Origin of the sequence: Arthrobacter sp. SLBN-112, assembly GCF_006715225.1 — a bacterium.
In the GTDB taxonomy this organism is placed as follows: Bacteria; Actinomycetota; Actinomycetes; order Actinomycetales; family Micrococcaceae; genus Arthrobacter.
Genome location: NZ_VFMU01000001.1, coordinates 4,381,320 through 4,404,006 on the forward strand (window position 1 = coordinate 4,381,320; position 22,687 = coordinate 4,404,006).

At 66.0% G+C, this 22,687-nt stretch carries 25 protein-coding genes; 7 read left to right on the top strand and 18 right to left on the bottom strand.

What is annotated here, in order from left to right:
• Positions 1–3 precede the first annotated feature (3 nt).
• The 7 genes from FBY33_RS20185 to FBY33_RS20215 form a co-directional block, all read right to left on the bottom strand.
• Positions 4–1,785: an N-acetylglutaminylglutamine amidotransferase gene (locus FBY33_RS20185; protein ID WP_142032319.1), complete on the bottom strand. Its 1,782-nt coding sequence runs from the start codon at positions 1,783–1,785 to the stop codon at positions 4–6.
• A 26-nt stretch (positions 1,786–1,811) separates the two neighbouring features.
• Positions 1,812–3,308, bottom strand: coding sequence for an aminotransferase class I/II-fold pyridoxal phosphate-dependent enzyme (locus FBY33_RS20190; protein WP_235010623.1), 1,497 nt, complete (start codon positions 3,306–3,308; stop codon positions 1,812–1,814).
• A gap of 21 nt (positions 3,309–3,329) precedes the next feature.
• Positions 3,330–4,535 (bottom strand): carboxylate-amine ligase, encoded by a 1,206-nt coding sequence (locus tag FBY33_RS20195; protein ID WP_142032321.1) that lies wholly within the window; start codon positions 4,533–4,535, stop codon positions 3,330–3,332.
• A 219-nt stretch (positions 4,536–4,754) separates the two neighbouring features.
• Positions 4,755–5,594, bottom strand: coding sequence for a gamma-glutamyl-gamma-aminobutyrate hydrolase family protein (locus tag FBY33_RS20200; protein WP_142032324.1), 840 nt, complete (start codon positions 5,592–5,594; stop codon positions 4,755–4,757).
• Between the two features lie 299 nt (positions 5,595–5,893).
• Positions 5,894–6,889: an aldo/keto reductase gene (locus FBY33_RS20205; protein WP_142032326.1), complete on the bottom strand. Its 996-nt coding sequence runs from the start codon at positions 6,887–6,889 to the stop codon at positions 5,894–5,896.
• Positions 6,890–7,085: 196 nt separating this feature from the next.
• Positions 7,086–7,469 carry a VOC family protein gene (locus FBY33_RS20210; protein WP_142032328.1) on the bottom strand — a complete coding sequence of 128 codons (384 nt, stop codon included), beginning with the start codon at positions 7,467–7,469 and terminating at the stop codon, positions 7,086–7,088.
• Between the two features lie 268 nt (positions 7,470–7,737).
• On the bottom strand, positions 7,738–8,391 hold the full coding sequence (locus FBY33_RS20215) for a TetR/AcrR family transcriptional regulator (protein ID WP_142032330.1): 654 nt from the start codon (positions 8,389–8,391) through the stop codon (positions 7,738–7,740).
• A gap of 68 nt (positions 8,392–8,459) precedes the next feature.
• Between FBY33_RS20215 and FBY33_RS20220 the strand changes: the two genes are divergently transcribed.
• Positions 8,460–9,620 carry a flavin-containing monooxygenase gene (locus FBY33_RS20220; protein WP_327436763.1) on the top strand — a complete coding sequence of 387 codons (1,161 nt, stop codon included), beginning with the start codon at positions 8,460–8,462 and terminating at the stop codon, positions 9,618–9,620.
• Here FBY33_RS20220 and FBY33_RS20225 read toward each other — a convergent pair.
• The 4 genes from FBY33_RS20225 to FBY33_RS20240 form a co-directional block, all read right to left on the bottom strand.
• On the bottom strand, positions 9,589–10,290 hold the full coding sequence (locus FBY33_RS20225; RefSeq protein WP_142032332.1) for an esterase/lipase family protein: 702 nt from the start codon (positions 10,288–10,290) through the stop codon (positions 9,589–9,591). The two genes, FBY33_RS20220 and FBY33_RS20225, sit on opposite strands and share 32 nt — an antisense overlap.
• A 119-nt stretch (positions 10,291–10,409) precedes the next feature.
• On the bottom strand, positions 10,410–11,627 hold the full coding sequence (locus FBY33_RS20230) for an MFS transporter (RefSeq protein ID WP_142032334.1): 1,218 nt from the start codon (positions 11,625–11,627) through the stop codon (positions 10,410–10,412).
• Between the two features lie 53 nt (positions 11,628–11,680).
• Positions 11,681–12,112 carry a hypothetical protein gene (locus FBY33_RS20235; protein ID WP_142032336.1) on the bottom strand — a complete coding sequence of 144 codons (432 nt, stop codon included), beginning with the start codon at positions 12,110–12,112 and terminating at the stop codon, positions 11,681–11,683.
• Complete coding sequence (locus tag FBY33_RS20240) at positions 12,113–12,556, bottom strand: SRPBCC family protein (RefSeq protein ID WP_142032338.1); 444 nt, start codon at positions 12,554–12,556, stop codon at positions 12,113–12,115. It lies immediately after the preceding gene.
• 275 nt (positions 12,557–12,831) lie between these two features.
• On the opposite strand from FBY33_RS20240, the gene FBY33_RS20400 reads away from it, so the two are divergent.
• Complete coding sequence (locus tag FBY33_RS20400) at positions 12,832–12,999, top strand: hypothetical protein (protein ID WP_160141977.1); 168 nt, start codon at positions 12,832–12,834, stop codon at positions 12,997–12,999.
• 7 nt (positions 13,000–13,006) lie between these two features.
• Here FBY33_RS20400 and FBY33_RS20245 read toward each other — a convergent pair whose 3' ends face one another.
• Positions 13,007–13,621 carry a PAS and ANTAR domain-containing protein gene (locus FBY33_RS20245; protein WP_142032340.1) on the bottom strand — a complete coding sequence of 205 codons (615 nt, stop codon included), beginning with the start codon at positions 13,619–13,621 and terminating at the stop codon, positions 13,007–13,009.
• Between the two features lie 188 nt (positions 13,622–13,809).
• Between FBY33_RS20245 and FBY33_RS20250 the strand changes: the two genes are divergently transcribed.
• Positions 13,810–14,151, top strand: coding sequence for a hypothetical protein (locus FBY33_RS20250; protein ID WP_142032342.1), 342 nt, complete (start codon positions 13,810–13,812; stop codon positions 14,149–14,151).
• 90 nt (positions 14,152–14,241) lie between these two features.
• Here the strand turns inward: FBY33_RS20250 and trxB are convergent, their stop codons facing one another.
• Together trxB and FBY33_RS20260 are read right to left on the bottom strand one after the other, a co-directional pair.
• Entirely contained in the window at positions 14,242–15,219 is a 978-nt protein-coding gene (gene trxB, locus FBY33_RS20255) for a thioredoxin-disulfide reductase (protein ID WP_142032344.1), read from the bottom strand.
• A 22-nt stretch (positions 15,220–15,241) separates the two neighbouring features.
• A complete protein-coding gene (locus FBY33_RS20260; protein WP_142032346.1) occupies positions 15,242–15,676 on the bottom strand; it encodes an arsenate reductase ArsC in 435 nt (144 codons plus the stop codon).
• A 157-nt stretch (positions 15,677–15,833) separates the two neighbouring features.
• On the opposite strand from FBY33_RS20260, the gene FBY33_RS20265 reads away from it, so the two are divergent.
• Positions 15,834–16,157 (top strand): hypothetical protein, encoded by a 324-nt coding sequence (locus FBY33_RS20265; RefSeq protein ID WP_142032349.1) that lies wholly within the window; start codon positions 15,834–15,836, stop codon positions 16,155–16,157.
• A gap of 142 nt (positions 16,158–16,299) precedes the next feature.
• Here FBY33_RS20265 and FBY33_RS20270 read toward each other — a convergent pair whose 3' ends face one another.
• Both FBY33_RS20270 and FBY33_RS20275 read right to left on the bottom strand, forming a co-directional pair.
• Positions 16,300–16,479, bottom strand: coding sequence for a hypothetical protein (locus FBY33_RS20270; protein ID WP_200831431.1), 180 nt, complete (start codon positions 16,477–16,479; stop codon positions 16,300–16,302).
• 56 nt (positions 16,480–16,535) lie between these two features.
• Positions 16,536–17,054 carry a MarR family winged helix-turn-helix transcriptional regulator gene (locus tag FBY33_RS20275; protein ID WP_142032351.1) on the bottom strand — a complete coding sequence of 173 codons (519 nt, stop codon included), beginning with the start codon at positions 17,052–17,054 and terminating at the stop codon, positions 16,536–16,538.
• 229 nt (positions 17,055–17,283) lie between these two features.
• Here FBY33_RS20275 and FBY33_RS20280 point away from each other — a divergent pair, with 229 nt between their 5' ends.
• Entirely contained in the window at positions 17,284–18,033 is a 750-nt protein-coding gene (locus tag FBY33_RS20280) for an ANTAR domain-containing protein (protein ID WP_142032353.1), read from the top strand.
• A gap of 323 nt (positions 18,034–18,356) precedes the next feature.
• A complete protein-coding gene (locus FBY33_RS20405; RefSeq protein ID WP_160141978.1) occupies positions 18,357–18,503 on the top strand; it encodes a hypothetical protein in 147 nt (48 codons plus the stop codon).
• Here the strand turns inward: FBY33_RS20405 and FBY33_RS20285 are convergent.
• Positions 18,500–19,669, bottom strand: a complete 1,170-nt coding sequence (locus FBY33_RS20285; protein ID WP_235010624.1) for an MFS transporter — start codon at positions 19,667–19,669, stop codon at positions 18,500–18,502. The genes FBY33_RS20405 and FBY33_RS20285 overlap by 4 nt on opposite strands.
• Before the next feature lie 158 nt (positions 19,670–19,827).
• Entirely contained in the window at positions 19,828–21,069 is a 1,242-nt protein-coding gene (gene ftsW, locus FBY33_RS20290) for a putative lipid II flippase FtsW (protein ID WP_235010625.1), read from the bottom strand.
• A gap of 202 nt (positions 21,070–21,271) precedes the next feature.
• Between ftsW and FBY33_RS20295 the strand changes: the two genes are divergently transcribed.
• On the top strand, positions 21,272–22,687 hold a 1,416-nt coding region (locus FBY33_RS20295; protein WP_200831432.1), incomplete at its 3' end, for an LCP family protein.

Consider the following 22,687-nt stretch of genomic DNA (forward strand, 5'->3'; position numbering starts at 1 on the left):
CCCTTAGCCCACCCCGTGGCGCTGCAGCCACATTTCCAGCAGCGCGAACTGCCACAGGACATTGCTTTTCACGGGGGTCCGCTGGCTGTTGGGATCCTCCAGCAGCCCGTCGATGTACTCGGGGCGGAACAGTCCGCGCTGCTTGGCCTCGGGTGCGTGGAGGGCATCACTGACCATGGTGATGAACGGTTCCTCGAGGTGCCGCAGTGCCGGGACCGGGAAGTACCCCTTGGGCCGGTCGATCACGGCGGACGGCAGCAGCTGCCGGCCCAGGTCCTTCAGGATGCCCTTGCCGCCCTGGGTTGCCTTGAGGTCCGGCGGGCAGGAGGCGACGAGTTCCACCAGTTCGTGGTCCAGGAACGGAACCCGGGCCTCCAGGCCCCAGGCCATGCTCATGTTGTCCAGCCGCTTCACCGGATCGTCCACCATGAGCAGGTGGGTGTCCAGCCGGAGGACGGCGTCCAGGGCAGTCTCAGCCCCCGAAGCGGCCAAATGGTCCGCGAGCACTTTGCGGCTGACATCGGTCCCGGTCAGCCACTCGGGTTCCAGGATGCCCAGGAGCTCCTCGTGGCTGTGGTCAACGAAAGAGGCCGTGAAGGCCGCCAAAGCCTGCTCCCGGGGCACCCCGGCCAGCGGCTGGTGGTAGCCGTACCCGCCGAACACCTCGTCGGCGCCCTGCCCGCACTGCACCACTTTCAGGTGCCGCGACACCGTGTCGGAGAGCAGGTGGAAGGCGGTGACGTCGTGGCTGGCCATGGGCTCCGACATCGCGTCCAAGGCGCCGCCGATGGAGGGCGCAAACTCGGACGTGGGCACGTGCAGTCGCTCGTGCCGGGTGCCGAACTCGCGCGCCACCAGGTCCGAGTACTCGAACTCGTTCCCGGCGTCGCCGCCGGCGCCGTCGTCGAATCCGATGCTGAAGGTGGACAGTCCGTGCTGGCCCTCGTCGGCGAGCAAGGCAACCAGGAGGCTGGAATCCAGCCCGCCGGACAGAAGGACACCAACCGGCACATCGGCAACCATCCGGCGTCGTACTGCTGTCCGCAAGGCATCCCGGACGGCGTCCTGCCAGTCGGACGTGGACCAGCCCGCATGCTCAGGCTTCCGGGTGTAATCCGGCCGCCAGTACTCGCGGTCATGCCAGTTTCCGTCGGGGCGGATGATGCGGATGGTGGCGGCGGGCAGCTTCTGGACACCGCGAAGGATGGTGCGCGGGGCCGGGACGATCGAGTGCCAGCTCAGGTAGTGGTGCAGGGCCACTTCGTCGATGCCCGTATCGATTCCGCCGGATGCCACCAGCGCGGGCAGCGTGGATGCGAAGCGCAGCTTCCCGGGCAGCTGCGAAACGTACAGCGGCTTGATGCCCAGCCGGTCGCGGACCAGGAGGACCTCCTCCCGCTGCGGATCGTAAATGGCGATCGCGAACATGCCCACCAGGTGATGGACAAAGTCGTCACCCCATTTCCGGTACGCCTTGAGGATCACCTCGGTGTCGCTGGTGGAGCGGAAGCTGAACTCGGGCTCAAGCTCCCGGCGCAGCTCCGGATAGTTGTAGATGCACCCGTTGAAGACAACGGTCAGGCCGCCGTCGTCCTCCATGGGCTGCGCCCCGGCTTCGGAGAGGTCAATGATGCTGAGCCGCCGGTGCCCGAGTGCAACCCAGCCGCCGTTCCAGTGTCCCCTTCCGTCCGGTCCGCGGGAGGCCATGGCCCCCATGATTTTCAGAACTGCTTCCCCCGATGCCGCCCTGCCATTGAATGCGATTTCGCCGGCTATGCCACACATTTTGATTCCTTGCTGTTGACGCAGTCCTACTGCTGCGGTTTATGGGGTTCTTCGCGCACCACGCGAATAGTCTTCAGTGTTGGATCTGCGGGATCGGGCAGGACCATTCCTGCTTCCACGCCGCTCCTGAGGTAGTCGATGGCCGCCTGGTTGATCCGTTCACCGGGAAGCAGGAGCGGGACTCCAGGCGGGTAGGGTGTTGCCATTTCCGCCGCGATCCGGCCTGGTGATTCCTCCACGGGAATGACTTCCACTGGCCCAAAGAAGGCGTCGCGGGGCAGCATCACGGTTTCCAGGAAGAGCTCCTCCTCCTTGGGAATGACGACGGCGGGTGGCCGGGGCAGGGACGGCGCGGCCTCTGCCAGCTGGCGCAGTCCGCCCAGCAGCCGGTCTGCGGTTTCGTCGTCGTCGGAGACGGAGATCACCGCTTCGGTGCGACGATGGTCGTTGGTGCCCAGGTCAATCCGGCAGTTTTCCCGCATCCAGTCCGTCGCTTGGTAGCCGCTGATCCCCAGCTGCGAAACATCGATCAGGACGTGCAGGATGTCCAGGTCGTGGGACGCCTCCTCGTGGACCAGCTCATCCTCCAGGACATGCAGGCCCGGGATTTCCTCAATCTCCCTGCGGACGCGGCGGGCCAGGTCAAGGGCCCGGTCGATCATGCCCTTGCCTTCCTGCACCATCTGCCGCCGCCAGCCATCCATGGCCCCGTAAATCAGGGTGTTGGCGCTGGTGGTGGACAGCATATCGGCGCACTGGTTGAGCCGGACCGGGTCCACCAGGCTTCCCTGCAGGTGGAAGATGGAGCCCTGTTCAAAGCCGAGGCCCATCTTGTGGACGCTGACCACGCAGATATCTGCACCGGCTGACATCGCCCAAGTGGGGGTGTCCGTGTGGAAGGGCAACTGCGCGCCCCACGCTTCATCCACGATTAGCGGCTTGCCCCGCTTATGGCAGATCTCAACGATGGCTTCAAGGTCCGCGCACGTTCCGTACGGGGTGGGGCTCACGATCAGGGCCGCGGAGGCGTCCGGGTAGCGCTGCCACATCTCCTCCACCGTCTCCGGTGCCGGCGGGTGGCTCATCTTCAGCTCGTCATCCCAGCGCGGCTTGATCCAGCGGGGCTGCAGCCCTGACAGGACCAGGCCGGACACCACGGATTTGTGCGCGTCCCTGCTGATCAGGAGTTCGCCCTGGCCGCGGGTCACAGCCAGGATTGCGGCTTTGATGGAGAGCGAACTGCCGCAAGTGGAGAAGAATGCCTTGTCAGCGCCGACGGCGGCCGCCAGCAGTTCTTCAGCTGTGGACAGGTAGCCGTTGGAAGACTTGCGGTTGTCCAGGCCGGAGGAGGCAACGACGTCGGCCTTGAAGCTTTGCTCCCCCAGCACCTCCAGCACGCGCGGGTCCACGCCCCGGCCCTGGCGGTGCGCCGGCGGCGTGAAGCCGTACCGGCCCAGCTTCTGGTGTTCTGCCAGCGCCTCAATCACTGGTGCCTGGTTCTGGTCCATTTCATTCTGGCCCAAGGGGGACCTCCTGGTGTCGGTTTACAGAGTCTGGTTGTCCAGCTGCGGCATGACGCCCTTCGCGCGTGTGGGAGCTTTCCCGTGCAACTGGTGCGGCGAGGCGTCCCTGCGCAGCCGTGTGCGGGCAGCCTGCCCCCGCACGGCCGAGGCGGGCAGGGCGGTGACGTCAATGACCTTTGCGATCATGCCGGGGAGGCTGCCGGCCTGGGCGAACCACTCCCGCTGCACAACAGCCCCCGTCCCGCGGGCCATGACCTGGAACAGCAGCAGCTCCACGGCGGCCAGTTCGCCCTGCTCTTCCAGGACAGGGCGGACGTGGTCCAGCAGGGCCGCCAGCACGTCAGACGCGGGCCGCGGTTTCCCCTCGACGGGATCCAGCAGGTCAGTCTCCAGGCCGAATCGGCTGGCCTGCCAGCAGGCGAGCCGCAACTGGGCAGCGGGCACGGGTGCCGGGGACACCCCGTCGCGCCACTGCCTGGCTGCGGTTTCCGTCAACGCCCGGACCAACGCGGCCACCAGGACCGCATCGTCCGCGAACAGGCAGACGTCAGCTACGCGGACCTCCACAGTGGGATGGCGATCGCTGAGCCTGGCGTCGAAGTAGAGGCTTGCTTTATCAAGCGGGACGCCCGAGCCAAGGAACTGCTGGGCATGCTCATGGTAGGCGGCGGCCGAACCGAAGATGTCACATGGTCCCGTTGTGGGCCAACGATTCCACGCTTGGGAGCGGTAGCCGGCGAAGCCTGAGTCGGTGCCGTTCCAGAACGGCGAGTTTGAGGTGATGGCCTGGAGTACGGGCAGCCAGATCCGGATCCGGTCCAGGATGGCCACGCCTTCCTCGTCGGACTCCACCTCCACGTGCACATGGCAGCCGCAAGTGAGTTGTTCCACGGCGGTCAGCCCGTAGCGCTGCATGAGTTGCTGATACCGCTCGCCGGGGGCCACGGTGGTTTTGACCGGCAGCGGCGAGGTTGCCAGGGCCGCTAAACGCGCTCCGGCCAGCCGTGCCACGGCATCGGCGTTCCTGCGCCCGGCCGTGATGTCCTGGGCCAAGTCGCTGAGGGCCAAGCGTGGGTGCGTACAGGTCTCAATCTGTTCCTGCTTCATTTCGCTGCTGAGGTTGGGGTACTCACAAACCCGCTCAAGCACTGCACCTAATGCCACCGGGTGGCCGTCGGCGCCGTCGACAATGAGGAATTCTTCCTCCACGCCCATGCGGCGCGTCATCGCACAGCTCCAGGACCGCGCAAATTCACAACCAGCACCCGCCCGGTTGGGGGTACCACTCCGTATCCGTTAAAGTTAGCCACGACGCTCCCAAGGTCCAGAACCGCGGGCTCTTGCTCAACCCTTGCTCAACATACTAAGCATGCTTACTTCATGAGAGCAAGGCTGGCTGGTGGCGCGTTCCTTCCCTGGCGACCCCCGCCGCGGCGTTACCGCAGGTCAGAAGGCGTCGGGATTTACCAGGATTGCCGGCGTCGCACCGGGCAGGAAAGAGGCGGGCGCGTCGGTCACGGACGACGGCGTGGCCGGGCTCAGCCGCGACAAATACTTTGCCCGGGCTGCTTCGACGAACCCCCGGAAGAGCCCGAAGTCCTCGGAAAGTTCCTCGGGGTGCCACTGGATACCCAGGGTGAAGGTGGCAGCAGGGTATTCGATCGCTTCCACCACCTGGTCGCGGGTCCAGGCGGACGCCACCAGGCCGTCGCCGAGCTTGTCCACGGCCTGATGGTGGGCTACAGGTACGGCCTGCACGTCGGATCCAATCAACTGCGCCAGCTGGGATTCGGGCCGGACGTGGACCGGGACGCGGTTGAACTGGAAGCCGCCCAGCTGGTGGTCGGCGTGGCCGACCACCTCCGGCAGGTGCTGGTGCAGGGTGCCGCCGAGCGTGACGTTCAGCAGCTGCTCACCGCGGCAGATGCACAGCAGCGGAATGTCCTGGCGGATGGCTTCGCGGATCAGGGCCTGCTCCCAGGCATCGCGTTCGGGCCGCGGGTGGTCGGTGCTGGGGTGCGGTTCCTGCCCGTAGAGCGCCGGGTTCACGTCCCAGCCGCCGGGGATCAGCAGGCCGTCCAGCCGGCTCACCAGCACTTCGATCACGCCGGGAGCGACGGGCTGCGGCGGGAGCAGGGTGGGGATGCCGCCGGCAGCGATGATCGGGGCCAAATATGTTTCCGGAAGGAAGGCGGCACTGACGTCACCACAGCCGGCAGTACCCGCCTGCTCAAGGTAGGTGCTGAGGCCGATGACGGGCTTTACGATTGTGTCCGTGGTTTCCATATGCTGGTGCAGTCCTTCCGGGAAAATCTCTCAGATAAGCGTATAAGAGCCCGGGCCCCGGAATGTTTCAGCCAGATCAAAATCACGTGTCGATTGCCGTCGCGTGCGTCACTCTTTTTCGCCCCGGATGATCCCTTTTGACACTCAGCTTCAAGGGTGTCCCCCTCGTTTTCGACTCCGATATCCGCCCGTGACGCGCATATTCCTCTGCGCGGCCCGGATACAGGCAGCGGGAAGGAATCTGCGACGCCAAGGAGAATATGCGCGTCGCCAGCGGCCCACGCGGGTGCGCTCCAGAGCTACAGGTTGGTCCGCGCCTCCGCGTCGTCCGCATACCTGGCGCCCTGGACGGGAATCCTGGTGATCAGCCGGTCGAGTTCAGTCAGCTCCGCGTCAGTGAGGGCGAGGTCCGCTGCGGCAAGGTTCTCCTCCAGGCGTTCCAGTTTCCTGGTGCCGGGGATGGGCACGATCCAGGGTTTTTGGGCCAGGAGCCAGGCCAGGGCGATCTGCCCCGCCGTCGCCCCCTTGTCCCGTGCGATACTGCGCACGGCGTCCACCAGGGCCTGGTTGTGCGCCATGGCGTCCGGCCCGAAACGGGGGATGTTGGCACGTGCGTCATTGCCGCCGTCGAACGTGCTGGACGCGTCCAGCGTCCCGGTCAGGAAACCACGGCCCAGCGGGCTGTAGGGGACGAAGCCGATGCCCAATTCCCCGCAGACACCCAGGACCTCTTCCTCCGGGCGGCGCCACCAGAGGGAGTATTCGCTTTGGACGGCGGTGACGCGATGGACGGCGTGGGCGCGCCGGATGGTTCCGGCTGCGGCCTCTGACATGCCGAAGTGCTTCACCTTGCCGGCCTCAATGAGTTCCTTGACGGCGCCGGCAACGTCTTCGATGGGAACGTTCGGATCCACCCGGTGCTGGTAGTACAGGTCGATCGCCTCCACGCCGAGCCGCTGCAGCGAGCCCTCCACTGCGGCGCGGATGTGGCCGGGATCGCTGGTGACGTTGCCGCGGGGCTTGCGGGCCACGGGGTCGATGTCGAAGCCGAACTTCGTGGCGATCACCACCTGGTCCCGGTAGGGGGTCAGAGCCTCCCCCACCAGTTCCTCATTCGCGAAGGGCCCGTAGATTTCGGCCGTATCAAAGAAGGTGACGCCGCGGTCCACTGCCGCCCGGAGCAGGGCCACCATGTCTTTCCGTTCCGGCATGCTGCCGTAGCCGCCGGTCATGCTCATGCAGCCAAGCCCAATGGCAGATACCTCCAGGCCGCGGCCGAGTGTGCGCTTGTGCATGGGTGCTCCTGTTCGCTGTGGCAGTTCCGCCCTCCCTTGCCTTAGCACGGAAGGACGCGTGGCGGTGATGTTTTGAGCAAATCTTGAGGAATTGGTGCCCCATAGCTTGAGCCACGCCGTGAATAGTTGCAGGTGCCTGGGCGGCGTCTTGAAGTGGGCGCCGCCCGGTACATCCCCCGCTCTCCCGTTGACTGCCTCAGGTTATGGGATCGAGCCGCTTGCGCAGCAGGCAGAACTCGTTGCCTTCGGGGTCCTGCAGCACGTGCCATTGTTCATTGCCGGTCTGCCCCACGTCGGCCGGCCGCGCGCCGAGGGCCAGCAGGCGTTCCAGCTCCGCGTCCTGGTCCCGGTCCACCGGGTTGACGTCGATATGCAGCGGAAGCCTTCCCACCCGCGGATTGCTGCTGGGGCTCAGGAAGATGGTGGGCTGCAGGCCGCCGAAACCGGCCTCGGGCGGCCCGATCTCGATCGCACCGTCCTCCCGGTCGATCTCCACATACCCCAGGACATCGCTCCAGAACCGCGCGAGCAGTTCCGGGTCGGCACAGTTCAGGACCAGTTCGCTGATGCGGCATGACATGGTGCCAGTGTACGGACGGCCGCCGCCTGCCTGCGGGCAGACACGGGCGGGAAATTACGACGACGGCAGGCAGCATCCGGGGCAAAGCCCAGCTCCGCGGGAGGCGGCGCCGCTGCGTTGGGGGGTATTGCAGCGGCACCTTCTTCCGCCCAGCTGGGAACAACATTGCAGGTCCAACCTCAGGAAGTGAGGGGGTAAAGCGTCAGCAAAAGCTCAAGTTATGTGAAATTCCAATCCGAGTCTGACCTGGGCTTTTACCGAAAGAGGCTCATTTTGATGTGAGCAGCAACCGGCACCAGGCGTCGGTGAGCCAGCCGGCGAACTGGTCAGGGCTCCAGCGGCGCTGGTCCACCAACAGCACCCAGTATTCGGGCCCGTTCATGCTCCAGACGGCGTCGGCGAGTTCGGCGGCCGGGCGGTCTGTCCGCAGCTCCCCTGTGGCGGCAAGATCCTCAACGAACTTCAGCATGTTGGCCGCACGCCGGTCGGAGATCTCCCGCCAGAGCACTGCGCAGTCAGGGTCGGTGCCGGCGGCATCGCGCAGCGCCACATACACGGGAGCCAGCCGCGGCTGGATCCCTGCCAAAGCCTCCGCATAAATCCGGATCCTCTCCGCTGCAGTCTTAGCTTCCCGCATCCGGATCACGTAGTCGCGGCGCTCCGCGGGAACCGCCTGGCCCGTCCCCGAGATGGCTGTTTCCACCACCTCCCGCAGGAGGTCCGGTTTGCGGCCGATGGTGGCGTAAATGGTGTCGACGGCGACGCCGGCCCTCCGTGCGACGCCGGCCACGGTGGTGGAGCGGTAGCCCTCCCCCACGAAGAGCTCACGGGCCGCAGCCAGGACGGCGTCGCGCGTGGCCGCCGCCTGCTCCTTCCGCCGGGGCGAGTGATAGCGGCGGGCTGGGGCATTGACTGCATTCATCGACGGGCCTACCCTAATTTCATCCGAAGTGTATTCGGATGAATCTTAGCAGGAAGCCTGGACCGGCAGTGGCAAAGCGCAGCAACACAAAGCCTGCCGTCCGGGCGGAAGGGCAGGGCATCATGTCAGAGCACTTCGACACCGTGGTGATCGGCGGCGGCCAGGCAGGTTTGGCCATGGGCTACCACCTCTCCCGCCTCAAGCGTCCCTTCGTGATCCTCGACGACAACGCCAGGACCGGTGACAGCTGGCGTACCCGCTGGGACTCCCTCCGGCTGTTCACGCCGGCACGCTACGATGCACTTCCCGGCAGCCGCTTCCCCGCGCCGCCGTGGTCCTACCCGTCCCGCGAGGAGTTCGCCGACTACCTCAGCAGCTATGCGCAAAAATACGAACTGCCGCTGAGGAACAACGTGCGGGTCACCAGCCTGGGGCACAATGGACACCGTTTCGCCATCGAAGCCGGGGGCCGGCACTTCGAAGCGGACAACGTGGTGGTCGCCGCCGGCTGGGACCGGAAGCCCAAAGTGCCGGCGTTCGCCCCGGACCTCAACCCGGCCGTCCACCAGTTGACGGCGGCAAGCTACAAGAGTCCAAAAGACCTCCCAGCAGGCCCCGTGCTGGTGGTCGGTGCTGGCAACTCCGGTGCGGATATCGCCCTGGAGCTGGCGGCCACCCGAAAGACCTATCTCTCCGGCAGGCATCCCGGTGAAATCCCCTGGCCCATCGACGCCGTGGCCGCCAGGCCGCTTACCCTCGCCGTCTTCTTCGCCTTCTCCCACATCCTGACGCTCAACACGCCAGTGGGCCGCAGGGCCCGCCCCCAAATCCTCGCGCACAGCGGACCACTGGTCAGGGTGAAGAACCGCGATCTGGTGCGTGCCGGCGTCGAACGCCTCCCCAGGACGGAAGGCAGCAAAGACGGCCTGCCGCTGCTCGCGGACGGACGAGCCCTGGAGGTGGCCAACGTTATCTGGTGCACCGGCTTCCGCCCCGACCTCGAATGGATCCATCTGCCGGTGTTCGGCCCGGACGGCGGGCCGGAACAGGACCGCGGCGTAGCCAAGGCACAGAAGGGACTCTATTTCCTGGGCGGCATCTTCCAGCAGTCGCTGGCGTCGTCGATGGTCCACGGCGTGGGCAGGGACGCGGCCTTCATTGCACGGCACATCGCAGCAGCGCAAAGCCCCATCAAAATCAGGCCGGAAGGTTCAGCTGCTCCACAATGATCCGGGCGGTGGCGGGGTCGCCAAGGATTCGGAAATGCCCCGCCACCGGCAGTTCGATGTTGGTGGCCCCGGGCAGGATGCTCCGTTCGGGAATGTGCGGATCGAACGGCCCGTAAATGGAGGTGATGCGGCTGTTGATGGTCAGCTCGCGGGACATCTGGAGCGTCAGGGCGTTCTTTGGCGAGAAGATCCGCAGGCTGGGCAGGAGCATGTACCGGGCGTAGCGCGAGCCGGAGAAGGGTGCGCACACGGCGATCATCCGGTCGATCCGGTGCTCCGGATCCAGGGACAGCATGGCATATTTGCCGATCAGGCCGCCCTTGCTGTGCGCCACCAGGATGGCATCGCGCAGGCCCGCCTCCTCCAGGTGCTGGGCCACCAGCTTTGCGGCGTCCGGGACCTTCATCTTGTTGCGCTGGAGCACCGTGACCACGTGGACGGGATGTCCGGCGTCGTGGACGGCCTGTATGAGCGGCATCATGAACTGCCAGTTCTCGTACACGCCGGGGATGATCAGCACGGGCGCGCGGTTGCCGTTGCGGAAGGACTCCGGCTTCACGCGCGACAGGAATCCGCGGACCTGCCAGCCCGCGGCGTAGGCATAGTCCTGGGCCCACCACACGGCTTTTTGCAGCGGACTGATGCGGGCCTCGGCGCCGGGATCACTCATGTGTCGAGAATATCCTCGCCACCCGCGCTACCCACCAATCCGGCACGCTAACACGGCCGGTTGCTCCATCAGATATGGTCCCTAAAACACCTGTTTAGGGACCATAAGTGATGGAGCAACTAGTAGTTGCGGCGGTGCTTCAGGCGGGGAATCACGACGGCGAACACGGCCGCCGCCGCGAACCCCAGCAGGCCCGTGGCTGAGATCCCCGGGCCCAGGGAGGCCAGCGCGGTCACCCCGGAGAGGAGGACGGGGCCGCCGGTGGAGCCGGCGTCCGCCATGAACCGCCAAAGCCCCAGGAACTGCCCGCGGCCGCGGTCCGGCGAGAAGTCGGCACCCAGGGTCATCACCAGCCCGGAGCTGATCCCGTTGCCGAAGCCGATCAGCAGCGCCGCCAGCAGCAGCCCCACGAAGGAACCGGCGAGCGGGATCAGGAGCAGCGCTAATCCCATGAGCAGCGTGGACGGAACCGCCACCCACTGCCGCCCCTTGCGGTCCATCAGTTTCCCGGCGGGATAGAACACCAGCATGTCGATGGCGCCGGAGAGCCCGTAGATAAGGGAGGCGGAGGTGGCGTCCATGCCCAGGTGGTCCGCCCAGAGCGGGATCACCACCTGCCGGGAGGACCGCAGCGCACTGAGCAGCAGGATGCCCACGCCCAGCGAAAGGAACACGCCGGCATGCGACACCGCCACGCTCCGAAGCGTGGGCTGGGGGCCCGCGTGCCCGCCCAAGGGGACATCCGGCGTCGCAAGGTCCGGGATGGTAAGGGACAGCAGCGCGGCGGCTGCCATGGCTACCACCCCCACCCAGTAGGCCCCGGCGATGCCGAAGAACTGCATCGCCGCCGCTCCTGCGAACGGGCCGATGAACACGCCAATGCGGTTCACGCCGCCCAGCGTGGACAGCGCCCGGGCACGGAACGCCACCGGGACCGCCTCCGTGAGGTACTTCTGGCGGGCCAGGCCAAACACCGCCCCGGACATCCCGACGACGGCCATCGCCACAGCGAGCAGCAACAGTCCGTTCGGGGCCACGGCGGAGGTGGCGGCGGCTGCCAGCGCCAGGCCGGCGGCGACGGCGGCGCCCACGATGGACCAGCGTTCCCCGAAGCGAAGGGTCACCAGGGACGCGGGCAGGTTGAAGAACCAGGAACCGAGCCCGATCAGGGTGACGATCAGGGCTGCCACGGCCACCGAGGCGCCGAGCTCGCGGGCAGACAGCGCCACCACCGGAAGGATGGCCCCGGTTCCGATCCCGTAGAGCAGCGTGGGTCCGAAAGCGGCCACGGCAATGCTGCGCAGGCTGAAGGGCGGGGAGTCGTCCGGGGAAGTCATCAGATTTATCCTATGGCCGCCCCTTCACGCGATCTGACCCAGGTGGGAACAGCTCAGCGGGGCTTGGGCTCGAATCCGGCCAGGGCGCGGAACAGATTGACCACTTCCACCACCGCGCCGATCACGGAGCCCACGATGCCGAGCACCAGGAGCACCCGCACCACCACCGGCCAGCCGGACCAGGCGTCGCCGAAGTCGAACGGAAAGACCTCCCACAGACGCAGCATGGCAGCCACCCCGAAGCCCATGACAACAATATTGCCCAGTGCCAGGAGGGCCCGGGCGCGGATCACCACGCAGACCAGGTTCACGATGATGCCCGCGATCAGGGAGGCGTTGATGAGGTCAAGGACGCGGGCCATGTCCGCCGTCAGGAACGGCAGCACCTGCCACCCCGGCCAGATATTGATCCCGTACAGCATCAGGGCGTTGACGATGGCGGAGCCAAGGTTGCCGCTGGGCCGGGTGGTTGTCCTGTCCGCCATTTAGCCGCCTGCCGCCTGCTCCAGGTGCCGCTTGAGGCCGGTCCAGGTCCGCTGCTCCTGGCGGCGTCCCACAACCGTGATGACCGGACCGGCCAGCTTCAAAAGTCCCTTGGGCCTGCAATCCCAGGACCAGTCCATCCGGGTCCCTTCGTCCGTGGGCCGGAAAGTCAAGCCTCCCCGGATATCGACCGCTCCTATCGTGGCGACGGACCCCAGCTGGCGGGGCCGTACAAAGTCGGTGATTTCCAGGTCGAACGATGTCAGCCGACGCTTCGTGCCGGTCGTGGCCCGCCAGACAGTTCCGATCCCTATGGGCCCAGGAGTGGCCTTCTCCACCTTCCGCATCTGCGGGTTGTAGGCCGGCTCGTTCCGCTCATCGGCCACAAAGTCGAAGACTTCCTCCACCGGTCGTCGAATGGCGATGGAACCTTTGATATGTGCCATCCCCATCTCCGTAACTCGTCTCCGCTGGCCCGGTTGCACTCCACCTTCGGCCTTACCAACAGGCTCCAGCCGAACCGTCCGGACCAGAAGTGCCGAAGGTCCCCCGCCCTCCCGCTGCCCAGGCGTCGGGGACGCTCAACCCTGAACAACGAATGGGCCGTTCGGCCCTGTTTCACCACCTGGCTACCCATGACGCTGTTCACGGACGTGGTGACAATGTTTACTCTTCGCACCATGGGCGGCCTCGCCCTCTTATTGGCTGGGAGCAGCTGGTTGTGGATCACGCCCACGTTCGCCACCCGCGGCGTGAACACATCCAGCATCTGGTGGAACATCACCCGGCGTGGAATGTCTTCGTTCACGTCCTGATGGTGGCCGGCGTGGCGGTGCTGCTGCTGGTGCCGCCGCTGGAGCGGTGGGTGAACCAGCAGGTCATGGGTTAGCGGGGAATCAGTAACCTTCCAGGACTTCCCTGGCCTTGCCGTTTGCCGCCGCGCTAATCAACTCTTCTGCCACGAGGTGCAGCTTGACGTTGGCGTGCTGGCTCCTGGTGGCCAGGACCTTGAACGCCGCCTCGGCATCCAGGCTGCGCAGGGCCATGACCATGCCTTTCGCCTGCTCGATGACCGCTTTGTGCCCGAACGCGCCCTCGATGGCCTCGGACGCGGCATGCTGGGACTCGATGCGCAGGCTCTGGGTCACGTCCACCATGAAGCCGCGTGCCCGCTCCACCCGTCCTGATGGGCCGGCAATCGCCTGGATTGCCGAAAAGACGCGCCGCTCCCTGCCCCGGGCGTCCATGATCCGGTGCAGGAGTGCGCCCTGGCCGCCGCCCTCAAGGAGGTCCGCCCACAGTGCCTGCACCGGCTCCCGGTCCACGGGGTGCTTGTGGGCCATCAACACGTCAAACGTGGGCACCACGTCACCCGGTCGCAGCCCGTGAATCGCAAACATGCCCTCGGACCACCGCATGTTTCCTGAGTCGACGTCCAGCTCAAAGGTCCCTGAAGGACAGACCGCGGTAACGGGCAGCGGGAAGAGGTACGCATCCAACTTCGACCACATACATGCCTCCCAACAATCGCCCATCCGGGGCGGGTTTCTGGCATAAGAGTAGCTGAACACGGCGGCCGTTATGTGCCGTGTTCGCTGGCGGCAGGACGCGGATTAGGGGGTCACAAAAGCGGTGTGGAGGAGTAGCGTTCGCCTTATGGGGTGCTGAACCGCGTCCCAATCCAAGGGAAGGTCAATTCATGGGTGAGGCATGGATCCGGACGCTGGGCAACGGGCTGGTCCGGGCAGATCGGGTCACCGAGATTTCATCCACCCGCGGGTCCCTTTATGAGGACCAAGGGTATTCATTAAAGGTCATCGTGGATGGCAAGGGCCACGTGCTGATTGACGACGGCGGGTTGCAGGGGTCCATGTCCGAGCGGCTGGAATACGCCAGGCACATGGAGGACGCCCTGTTGCTGGCCATCGACGAGGCGCGCGAGAGCGACGTGTCGATGGTGATCTCCTACGAGCCGGAGCGGGAGCGCTGGTCCGCAGCTCCAGTTTCAGTCTTAACCGGGCGGCTTCCCGAAGTCGTCTGACGCTGCGCCCCAACTAGCTCGCAGTTAATGTCGTTTTCAGGGTTCATAACGACAACAAGTGCGAGTTAGTTGGGGGCCGGGCAGCAGTACTTAGCTGTGCGTCGGTTCTTCCACGAGGGCGGTGGCGATGCTGGCGGCGTCATCCAGTGCGGCCAGGAACCGTTCGGCGTCCAGGGCCGCAGCGCAGCCGGTGCCGGCGGCGGTGATGGCCTGCCGGTAGCGGTGGTCCACGGCGTCGCCGCAGGCAAATACGCCGGTCAGGTTGGTGCACGTGGTGGGGGCGTCCACCTTGATGTAGCCTTCCTCGTCCAGGTCCACCTGGCCTGCCACCAGCTCGGTGCGGGGAAGGTGTCCGATGGCCACGAAGATGCCCGTGGCGTCCTGGTGCCGGGTTTCGCCGCTGCGGGTGTCCGTGAGGGTGACACCGGTGACCTTGCCGTCGCCGTGGATGGCGGTGACGGCGGAGTTCCAGGCGAAGCGGATCTTGGGGTTGTCCTTGGCGCGCTGGGCCATGATGCGGGAGGCGCGCAGTTCACCCTTGCGGACCACCACGGTCACGGTCTTGCCGAACCGGGTCAGGAAGGTGGCTTCCTCCATGGCGGAGTCGCCGCCACCCACCACGATGATGTCCTGGTTCCGGAAGAAGAACCCGTCGCACGTGGCGCACCAGGAAACACCGTGGCCGCTGAACTTCTTCTCCTCCGGCAGGCCTAGCTCCTTGTACGCCGAGCCGGTGGCCAGGATGACGGCCGGCGCCTCGTAGGTCTCCCCGCCGCCGGTGACCACGCGCTTGAGGGAACCTTTCAGCTCAACGGACGTGGCGTCGTCGTACTCAATGCGCGCGCCGAACCTTTCAGCCTGCTGCTGCAGCCCGTCCATCAGTTCCGGACCCTGGATGCCGCCGGGGAAGCCCGGGAAGTTTTCCACTTCGGTGGTGTTCATCAGCGCGCCGCCGGCGGTGACGGACCCGGCCAGGACCAGCGGGTTCAGGCCGGCGCGCGCGGCATAGATGGCGGCGGTGTAGCCGGCGGGGCCGGACCCGATGATGATCAGCTGCTCTTTACTCATGAATTGTCCTTCGGTGGCGGTACTACTGGGCGTCCGCGTGCTGCGCGGGCAGGAGTTCGGCGATCAGTTGTTCAACGCGGGCCTTGATCTCGTCACGGATGGGACGGACGGAGTCAACGCCCTTGCCGGCCGGATCCTCCAGCACCCAGTCCTCGTAACGCTTGCCCGGGAAGAACGGGCACTCGTCACCGCAGCCCATGGTGATCACCACATCCGATTCTTTCACTGCCTCGGTGGTGAGCACCTTCGGGACCTCGGCGGACATGTCGATGCCCACCTCGGCCATGGCCTCAACGGCGGCCGGGTTGACCTTGTCCGCCGGCTGGGACCCGGCCGAACGGACCTCGACGGCGCCCCTGGACAGGGAGGTGAGGAAGGCGGCAGCCATTTGCGACCGGCCGGCGTTGTGGACGCAGACAAAGAGGACAGAAGGCTTTCCTGCGGGGTCGGTGCTCATGGGTACTCCTCAAACTGATGGGAAACTGCGTTCGGTGTAATAAACGTCACCCGTGTTGCGTGGATCACACTAATTGCCTAATCTAGTTGAGGCTTAAGCAAACAGGCCATGCAAGAAGCTGCAGCGTCGCAGCCAATGCCGGGGAAGGCTTTACAACTTGAACTCTAAGCTGAACATTGTGGTCCGGGTGGATCTGGACCGTAGCAAGGCCAAGGTGATTGCAACGGGGCATATCACCATTCACAGCATCAACGCCCTCTATGTCGTGGCAAAGCGCGCCAACTCCCTCAAGGGAGGCCTGGACCTGGAGCTGGACATTTCCAGCGCCTGGGTGGACCAGGAAGCGCTGGACATGCTCCGCGCCTGCTCTGAAACAAGGCACCTGCCCGCCAAAATCGATCCGGACCAGGCATCCTGCACCATCAGCGTGCTGGCCGACCGCCGACATCGGCGCCAAACGGCAGGCCGCCTGGCCGCATAAGTTTTCCGGCCCCTCGCCGAGCCCAGTTTTCGGGCCAGAACGGGCCGACCCACCGCTTCTTTTTCGCTCCGACGGCACGAAGTGCAGCTGCATCTGAACAAACGGATGGCTGCACTTCGGGCCGGCGGAGCTTTTTTCCGGGCTACAGCACCTGAACGCCCGCGCGCAGAATGTCCTCGAGCTCCTCAACGGTGACGCCGGCGGCCCTGCTCAGCGCGTCGTGCCCAGCTCCCAGGTCCGCAGCACTCCGCAGAACGCTCCCGAACCGCTCCTGTGCCGCATCAAACTCCCACTGCAGGCTCTCCACCCTTGCCGAGGCCAACTGGACCGCTTCCAGCGGATCGCCGGGAGACCCGCCCCGGCGCTTGAAGGTTTTGTCTACCCTGCTGTAACAACGCGGCCGCTCTCGACCGCGTCCAAGGCTTCGCGCATGCGCACCAGGAAGTGCATGACGGCTTTAAGCTCCTCGGGAGACAGCGATTCCGCAGCTTCCAGCATGCGCTTGTGCATCTGGTTGAGGTTGTGCCGGACTTCCTCGTCCGCCCCTGGAGTGGGACGAAGGATGACGGCGCGGCGGTCTGAAGGATGCGGTTCGCGGGTCACGTACCCACCGGCGACGAGCCGGTCCACGAGGCTGGTCATGGAAGCCGAGGTAATCCCCAGGCGGGCGGCAAGTTCCGTAGGGCGGATTCCCACGCCGGCAGCTTCTGCATCGATGAGGTAACGGAGAGCCAGGAGGTCCGTCTCCCCCATCGCAGCTGAGGAGCGCGTGCGCCGCCGCATCGCGCTTTCGGACGTCCGGAATTCGCGGAGGGCATTGATGACGTCAACAGCCCCTGGCTGCGCATCCGCGGTGGGCGGGTACCAGTAGCCTTCGCTTGCACCATACGGTTTCATGCGAATTCCTTCGATGTCCTACTTGCTTGGCTGTCTAACAAAGCCCATGGTAGCCCACTTCGTCCGGTCCACACCTCCACAGCGTTGAAAAGCGCAGGCAAGTACCCGCGCAGGTAGCGGGAGGAAAAGTAGAGTACCGGCTACTCGTGCCCTCCCCCGGCCGGGCCAATAAGTTTCAATGAAACCCGCGGCACCACAGCCAAGGGGCGTGAGATGACGGGGGTTCAGGGTGGCAGGTGGCCCGGCAATCAACGCGGAGCCCGAGCGGCAGGGGTTCCTGCTGGATTTGGTGACAGGGGCCGACGACGATGCAGGGTCCCTGCAGAAGCTCGCCGATGCCGCCTCCCGCTGGATCAGCACCACGTCCGGAAGTGCCATTGAGTGTGCCGCCGTGCTGCACCGTCAGCGGTCCTGTCCTGCCAGCGCCGGGAGCACGCCGGCCGCGGCCAGCCTGGCAGCTGAGGACGAAAACGCGGACGGTCCCGCGGCGATGGGGTCGGCGCTGCCGGCGCCGGCAGTGATCAACCAGGGCGGCGCCCGGTGGCAGGCGTACCGGACGCGGTTGTTGGACAGGGGTTTTGGCGCGGCCCTGGCCGTTCCCCTTGAACTGCAGCCTGGCTCTGCCGGGGCACTGGTGTTCCTGGGGCAGGCAAACTACGTTTTCAGTGCCAGGGTGGTTGACGAGGCAGCCTGGTTCGCCGGGGTGGCGTCGCACAGCCTGAAACTGGCCCTTGACGTGCATGGCGTCATCCGCGCAGGCGACAACCTGAAACAGGTTCTGGAGAGTAGGACCAGCATCGACGTTGCCTGCGGCGTGCTCATGGCACAGAACCGCTGTTCCTACGCGGAGGCATTCGGCAAACTCGCCGGCACCTCACGGCACCGCAACCTGAAGGTCCGCAGCGTTGCGGAGAGCATCCTGAGGTCGCTGCCCAGCGGAGCGCCGGTAACGCGGTTCGAGCCCCCCGCCATCGCATAAGAACGAACTGCGGCGGAGGATCCTAGTGCCGCGCCCTTGCCTTAACTAGTGCCGCCCCCGGAACCGGATGAGGCCTGCCGCCACCAGCCCTGCACACCCGAGTGAAGCCAGCATGCCGCCGAGAGCCACGAAGTAATCGCTAATGGTCATTGTCCTGCGCTCCTTCCGTACTGCCTGATGAGCCCAAGCTATGCGGCGAAACTCAGCGTTCGCCGAAGGATCGCCAGCAGGTTTGGTCAAGATCCGGTAAAGGAGAACTGCGGCGATCCACATACTTTGGCCTCCGATCTTCTCTTTGTCGGGGCGTTCCGTATTATTCATGCATGTGGACAAAACAAAGCCAGAGCTTCTGCCCCACCTGCGGCAGGACCACCAATCACGTCACCCACTTCCAAAAGGACGACGCCGGCGCCCTGGTTGCTGACGTCCGCTGCGTTGAGTGCCCCGAGATCGCTGGGGCGGTCGCCTAGGTAGTTTCGTTTCCGGAAGACGGCGATCCAGCGTCCCTGCCGGAGGCATGGGGACGCACGACGGCGAAGATCACCAATGCGGCGGCCTGGACTACCGTGACGGTCACCGCCAGGGCAGGAACTGAGAATTCGTAGAGCAGGCCGATGAGGAAACTCCCGGCCAGCCAGGCAAGGCCGTAGCAGGCGGTGAACATCCCATAGGCACTCCCCCGCCGGGCCGGCGGGGCCAGCCCCGCGACGCCTGCCCGCATGGTGCTTTCCTGGATACCCATCGCCGCTCCCCACACCAGCACCCCTGCCACTGCGAGCGCAGTGTTGTTGCTGAAGCCCAGCCACGGGACCGCGGCGGCCAGGACCGGCAGGACCAGGAGAACCTTCAGCCCCACCCGGTCAAAGAGCCAGCCGGAAACCAGTGCGGCCACGCCGTCCACTCCCATGGCCGCGGCATAGAGCACCGGGACCAGCGCCGGCGGCAGGAGTCCGGTAGCCACCAGGTGGAACGACAGCAGCCCAAAGGTCGCGTAGCCGAACATGGTCAGGCTGCTGAAGGCGGCGTACAGCCAGAACTCGCGCGGCATTGAGGGCGGGCCGCTGGTTGGCCGCGCGGTTTCGGGCTGCGCTGTTTCGGGCTGCGCGGTTTCGGGCTGCGCGGCTTCGGGCTGCCCTGCGCCTGGCTGTCCGGAGGTTGGCCGGGCTGAAATTGGCTGCCCGCCGGCTGCCTCATAGACAGCAGGATCAGGAACCCGGCGCCTCAGCCACAACAGGATCAGCATGGCGCCGAGCCCCGGAACAGCGAGCAACAGGAACCCCGGCCCGTAGCTGCCGGAAAGCGCCAGGGCCGCCCCCACCAGCAGCGGCCCCACCAACGCCCCCACCTGATCCAGTGCTTCGTGCAGCGCGAATGCCTTGCCTTGCCCCAGTGCAGATCCGGCCTGGGCCAGCATGCTGTCCTTTGCCGGGCTCCGGACCGCCTTGCCCAGCCTCTCGGCCAGGACCAGCAGGCAGGCGATCCACAGCGCGTCGGTGATTCCCAGCAACGGCACAGACACCGCCGTTAGGGCATACCCGCTGATGGCGAGCGTCCACCTTAGCCCCGGCCGGTCAGCCAGCCGGCCGAACACCAGGCGCAGGACCAGCGCCACCGCCTCACCCGCGCCCGTGACCACGCTGACCAGGAGCGCTGACGCGCCCAGTGCACCCAGATATGGTCCGGTGACACTCCGGGCCCCTTTCGTAGACCATGTCCATCAGCGAGCTGACCAACCCGAAAACCAGGATGAAGCGGATGGCAGTCATGGGCGCCGCAGGAACAGTCCCGCCGGTGCTACCGCTGGTGCGCATGCTCCCGGACCTGTACCGGGGCGCGCCCCGACCCAGCCCGGCCGGATACAGCGCGTCCCGGGCGGGTCACCGCCAGGATCACCCCGATGCCGGCCAGCGACGAAACCATGGCCGATCCGCCGTAGGAGATGAACGGCAGCGGCACGCCGATTACCGGCAGCAGTCCGCTGACCATGGCGATGTTGATGACGGCCTGCCCCAGGATCCAGGTGATCACGCTGCAGGCCACGATCCTGGAGAAGGTGTCCGTGGTCCGGGCGATGGTCTTGAACACCGCGATGGCCAAAATGGCGAACAGGCCCAGCACCAGCAGCGTGCCGGCCAGGCCGAGCTCCTCGCCCAGGATCGAGAAGATGAAGTCGTTGTGGGCTTCCGGGATCCAGTTCCACTTCTGCCGGCTTTGCCCCAGGCCCACGCCGAACCAGCCGCCGGAGGCCAGGGCGTAGGCGCCGTGCTGCGCCTGGTAGCCCACTCCCTGCGCGTCCTCCTCCGATCCCATGCCCAGCCAGGAGGAGATCCGGCCCATGCGGTTGCCGCTGGTGGCCGCGAGCAGCAGGGCTGCCACCGCGCAGATCAGCCCGGCCACCGAGAACACTTTCATCCGGACCCCGCCGTAGAACATGGTGGCGGCAAGGATCATCATGATGATCATGGTGGTGCCCAGGTCGTGTCCCAGCCCCACGATCAGCATGATCAGTCCGCCCGCGGGACCCAGCGGCACAACGGCATGTTTCCAATTGGCCAGCAGGGCCTGTTTCCGGTCCAGGATGCCGGCGGCCCACACGATCAGCGAGAGCTTGGCGAATTCGGACGGCTGCGCGGTGAAACCACCCACGCTCAGCCAGTTCCGGTTGCCGTTCACGGACATGCCCAGCGGCGTGAACACCAGCACCAGGGCAACCAGGGAACCGATCAGCAGCGGCCAGCCCAGCCACCGGATCCGCCGTACGGGCATCCGCGCCAGCACCAGCATGATCACCACGCCTGCCACGGTCCACATGGCCTGCTTGAGCGGAAGATCGTACGGATTGTTTCCTGCCGCCACGGATTCCACGGACGACGCCGATGCCACCTCCACGAGTCCGATCGCCGAGAGCGTGAGGACTACCGCCAGGATCAGGGGCCGGAGGCGTCCCGGGGAGTCATCCTCCAGCCACATCGCCAGTTTCCCCAGCCCGCGCCGGGCAGGACGGCCCGTCACGCGCTGCTTTTGTCCTGTATTCATCTGTCCGTTCCTCAACCTGCACAGCAGGGCTTCCCCCATGGCCGGGCCCATCCCCGGGGCGGGTACCGCCGAGAAAAAAGAGTACGCCCTTTGCGGTTATACGGACGGTGGCGGCGCGGCCGGGGGCTGCCGTTCTTAGGGAATTGCCAGCTTGGGCCTGTAGGGTAGCGCAAATCCGTCCCCTCCCGAAGGTTATTTTGTCGTGTTCGGTTCCAGAAAAACCCCCGGCCCGGATCAGGTTGGCCCCACCCCCGCCGCCTACCCCGGCCAAGGCGACCTGTACGCCGAAAGCTCGCTCCGCCGTCGTCCTGTCCGCCGGGTCCCGCGCTGGCTCAAGGCCCTTACGGCTGTGGTGTCCGTGCTGCTCCTGGGCGCCGTGGCCTTCGGCGGCTACTGGGCATGGCGCCTGCAGTCCAACATCAGCACCTCGGAGCTGACGGCCGGCGGGCAGCGGACCGAAGGGACCGTGAACGACAGCAAGGACCGGCTGCAGATCCTGGTCCTGGGCTCGGACACCAGGGACGGCAGCAACAGCCAGTACGGCGCGGCGGAGGACTCCTCCGGGTACGGCCAGTCGGATGTGATGATGCTGCTGGACATTTCCGCTGACAACAAGCATGTGAACGTGGTCAGCTTCCCGCGCGACCTGCTGGTGGACGTGCCCAAATGCACGGACCCCAAAACCAGCCAGTCATATCCCGCGCAACAGGACGTGATGATCAACAGCGCCATGGCGCAGGCCGGCATCGGCTGCGCCGTGGACACCGTGAACAAGCTGACCGGCCTGGAAGTGGACCACTTCATGATGGCCGATTTCAACGCCGTGAAGGAACTTTCCAATGCAGTGGGCGGCGTGGAGGTCTGCGTCAGCGACGCCGTGCACGATCCTGACAGCGGACTGAACCTGCCGGCCGGCACCTCGCAGGTGCAGGGCGAACAGGCCCTGGCGTTCCTGCGCACCCGGCACGCCTTCGCCAACGGCGGGGACCTGGGGCGCATCCAGGCCCAGCAGGGCTTCCTGGCCTCGCTCAGCCGCAAGCTCAAGTCCGAGGGCACCTTGGGCAACCCGCAGAAAACCCTCACTATCGCCGATACCATCACCAGGAACCTGACGGTCGACTCGGGCCTGTCCTCCGTCCCGTCGCTGCTGACCATCGCCAACCGGCTGAAGAATATCGATCCGGCCAACATCAACTTCATCACCGCGCCCACTATGCCTGCGCCGGAGGACCCCAACCGGCTGGCCCTGGATCAACCGGCGGCCTCCAACTTCTTTACGGCGCTGCGCAACAGCCCGGACCTGAGCCAGTCTGCCCCCGCCACCCCCACGGAGACGCCTGCCACTCCCGCGGCGCCCGCCTACGACAAGTCACTGCAGCCCGTCTCCATTGCCAACGGCACGGGTGTAACAGGGCGGAGCAACGCGATCGCCGGGCTGCTCTCGGACGCCGGCTTCACCAACCTGACCAAGCTGCAGGCCCAGGCGCAGGACAAAACCATGGTGTACTACTCGGCCGGCTTCGAGGACGTCGCCGCGGACGTGGCGGCCCTGTTCGGCCTGCCGGCCGGCAGCGTCCAGCAGGTGGCGAACATCCAGGGCGTGCAGCTGTATGCGGCA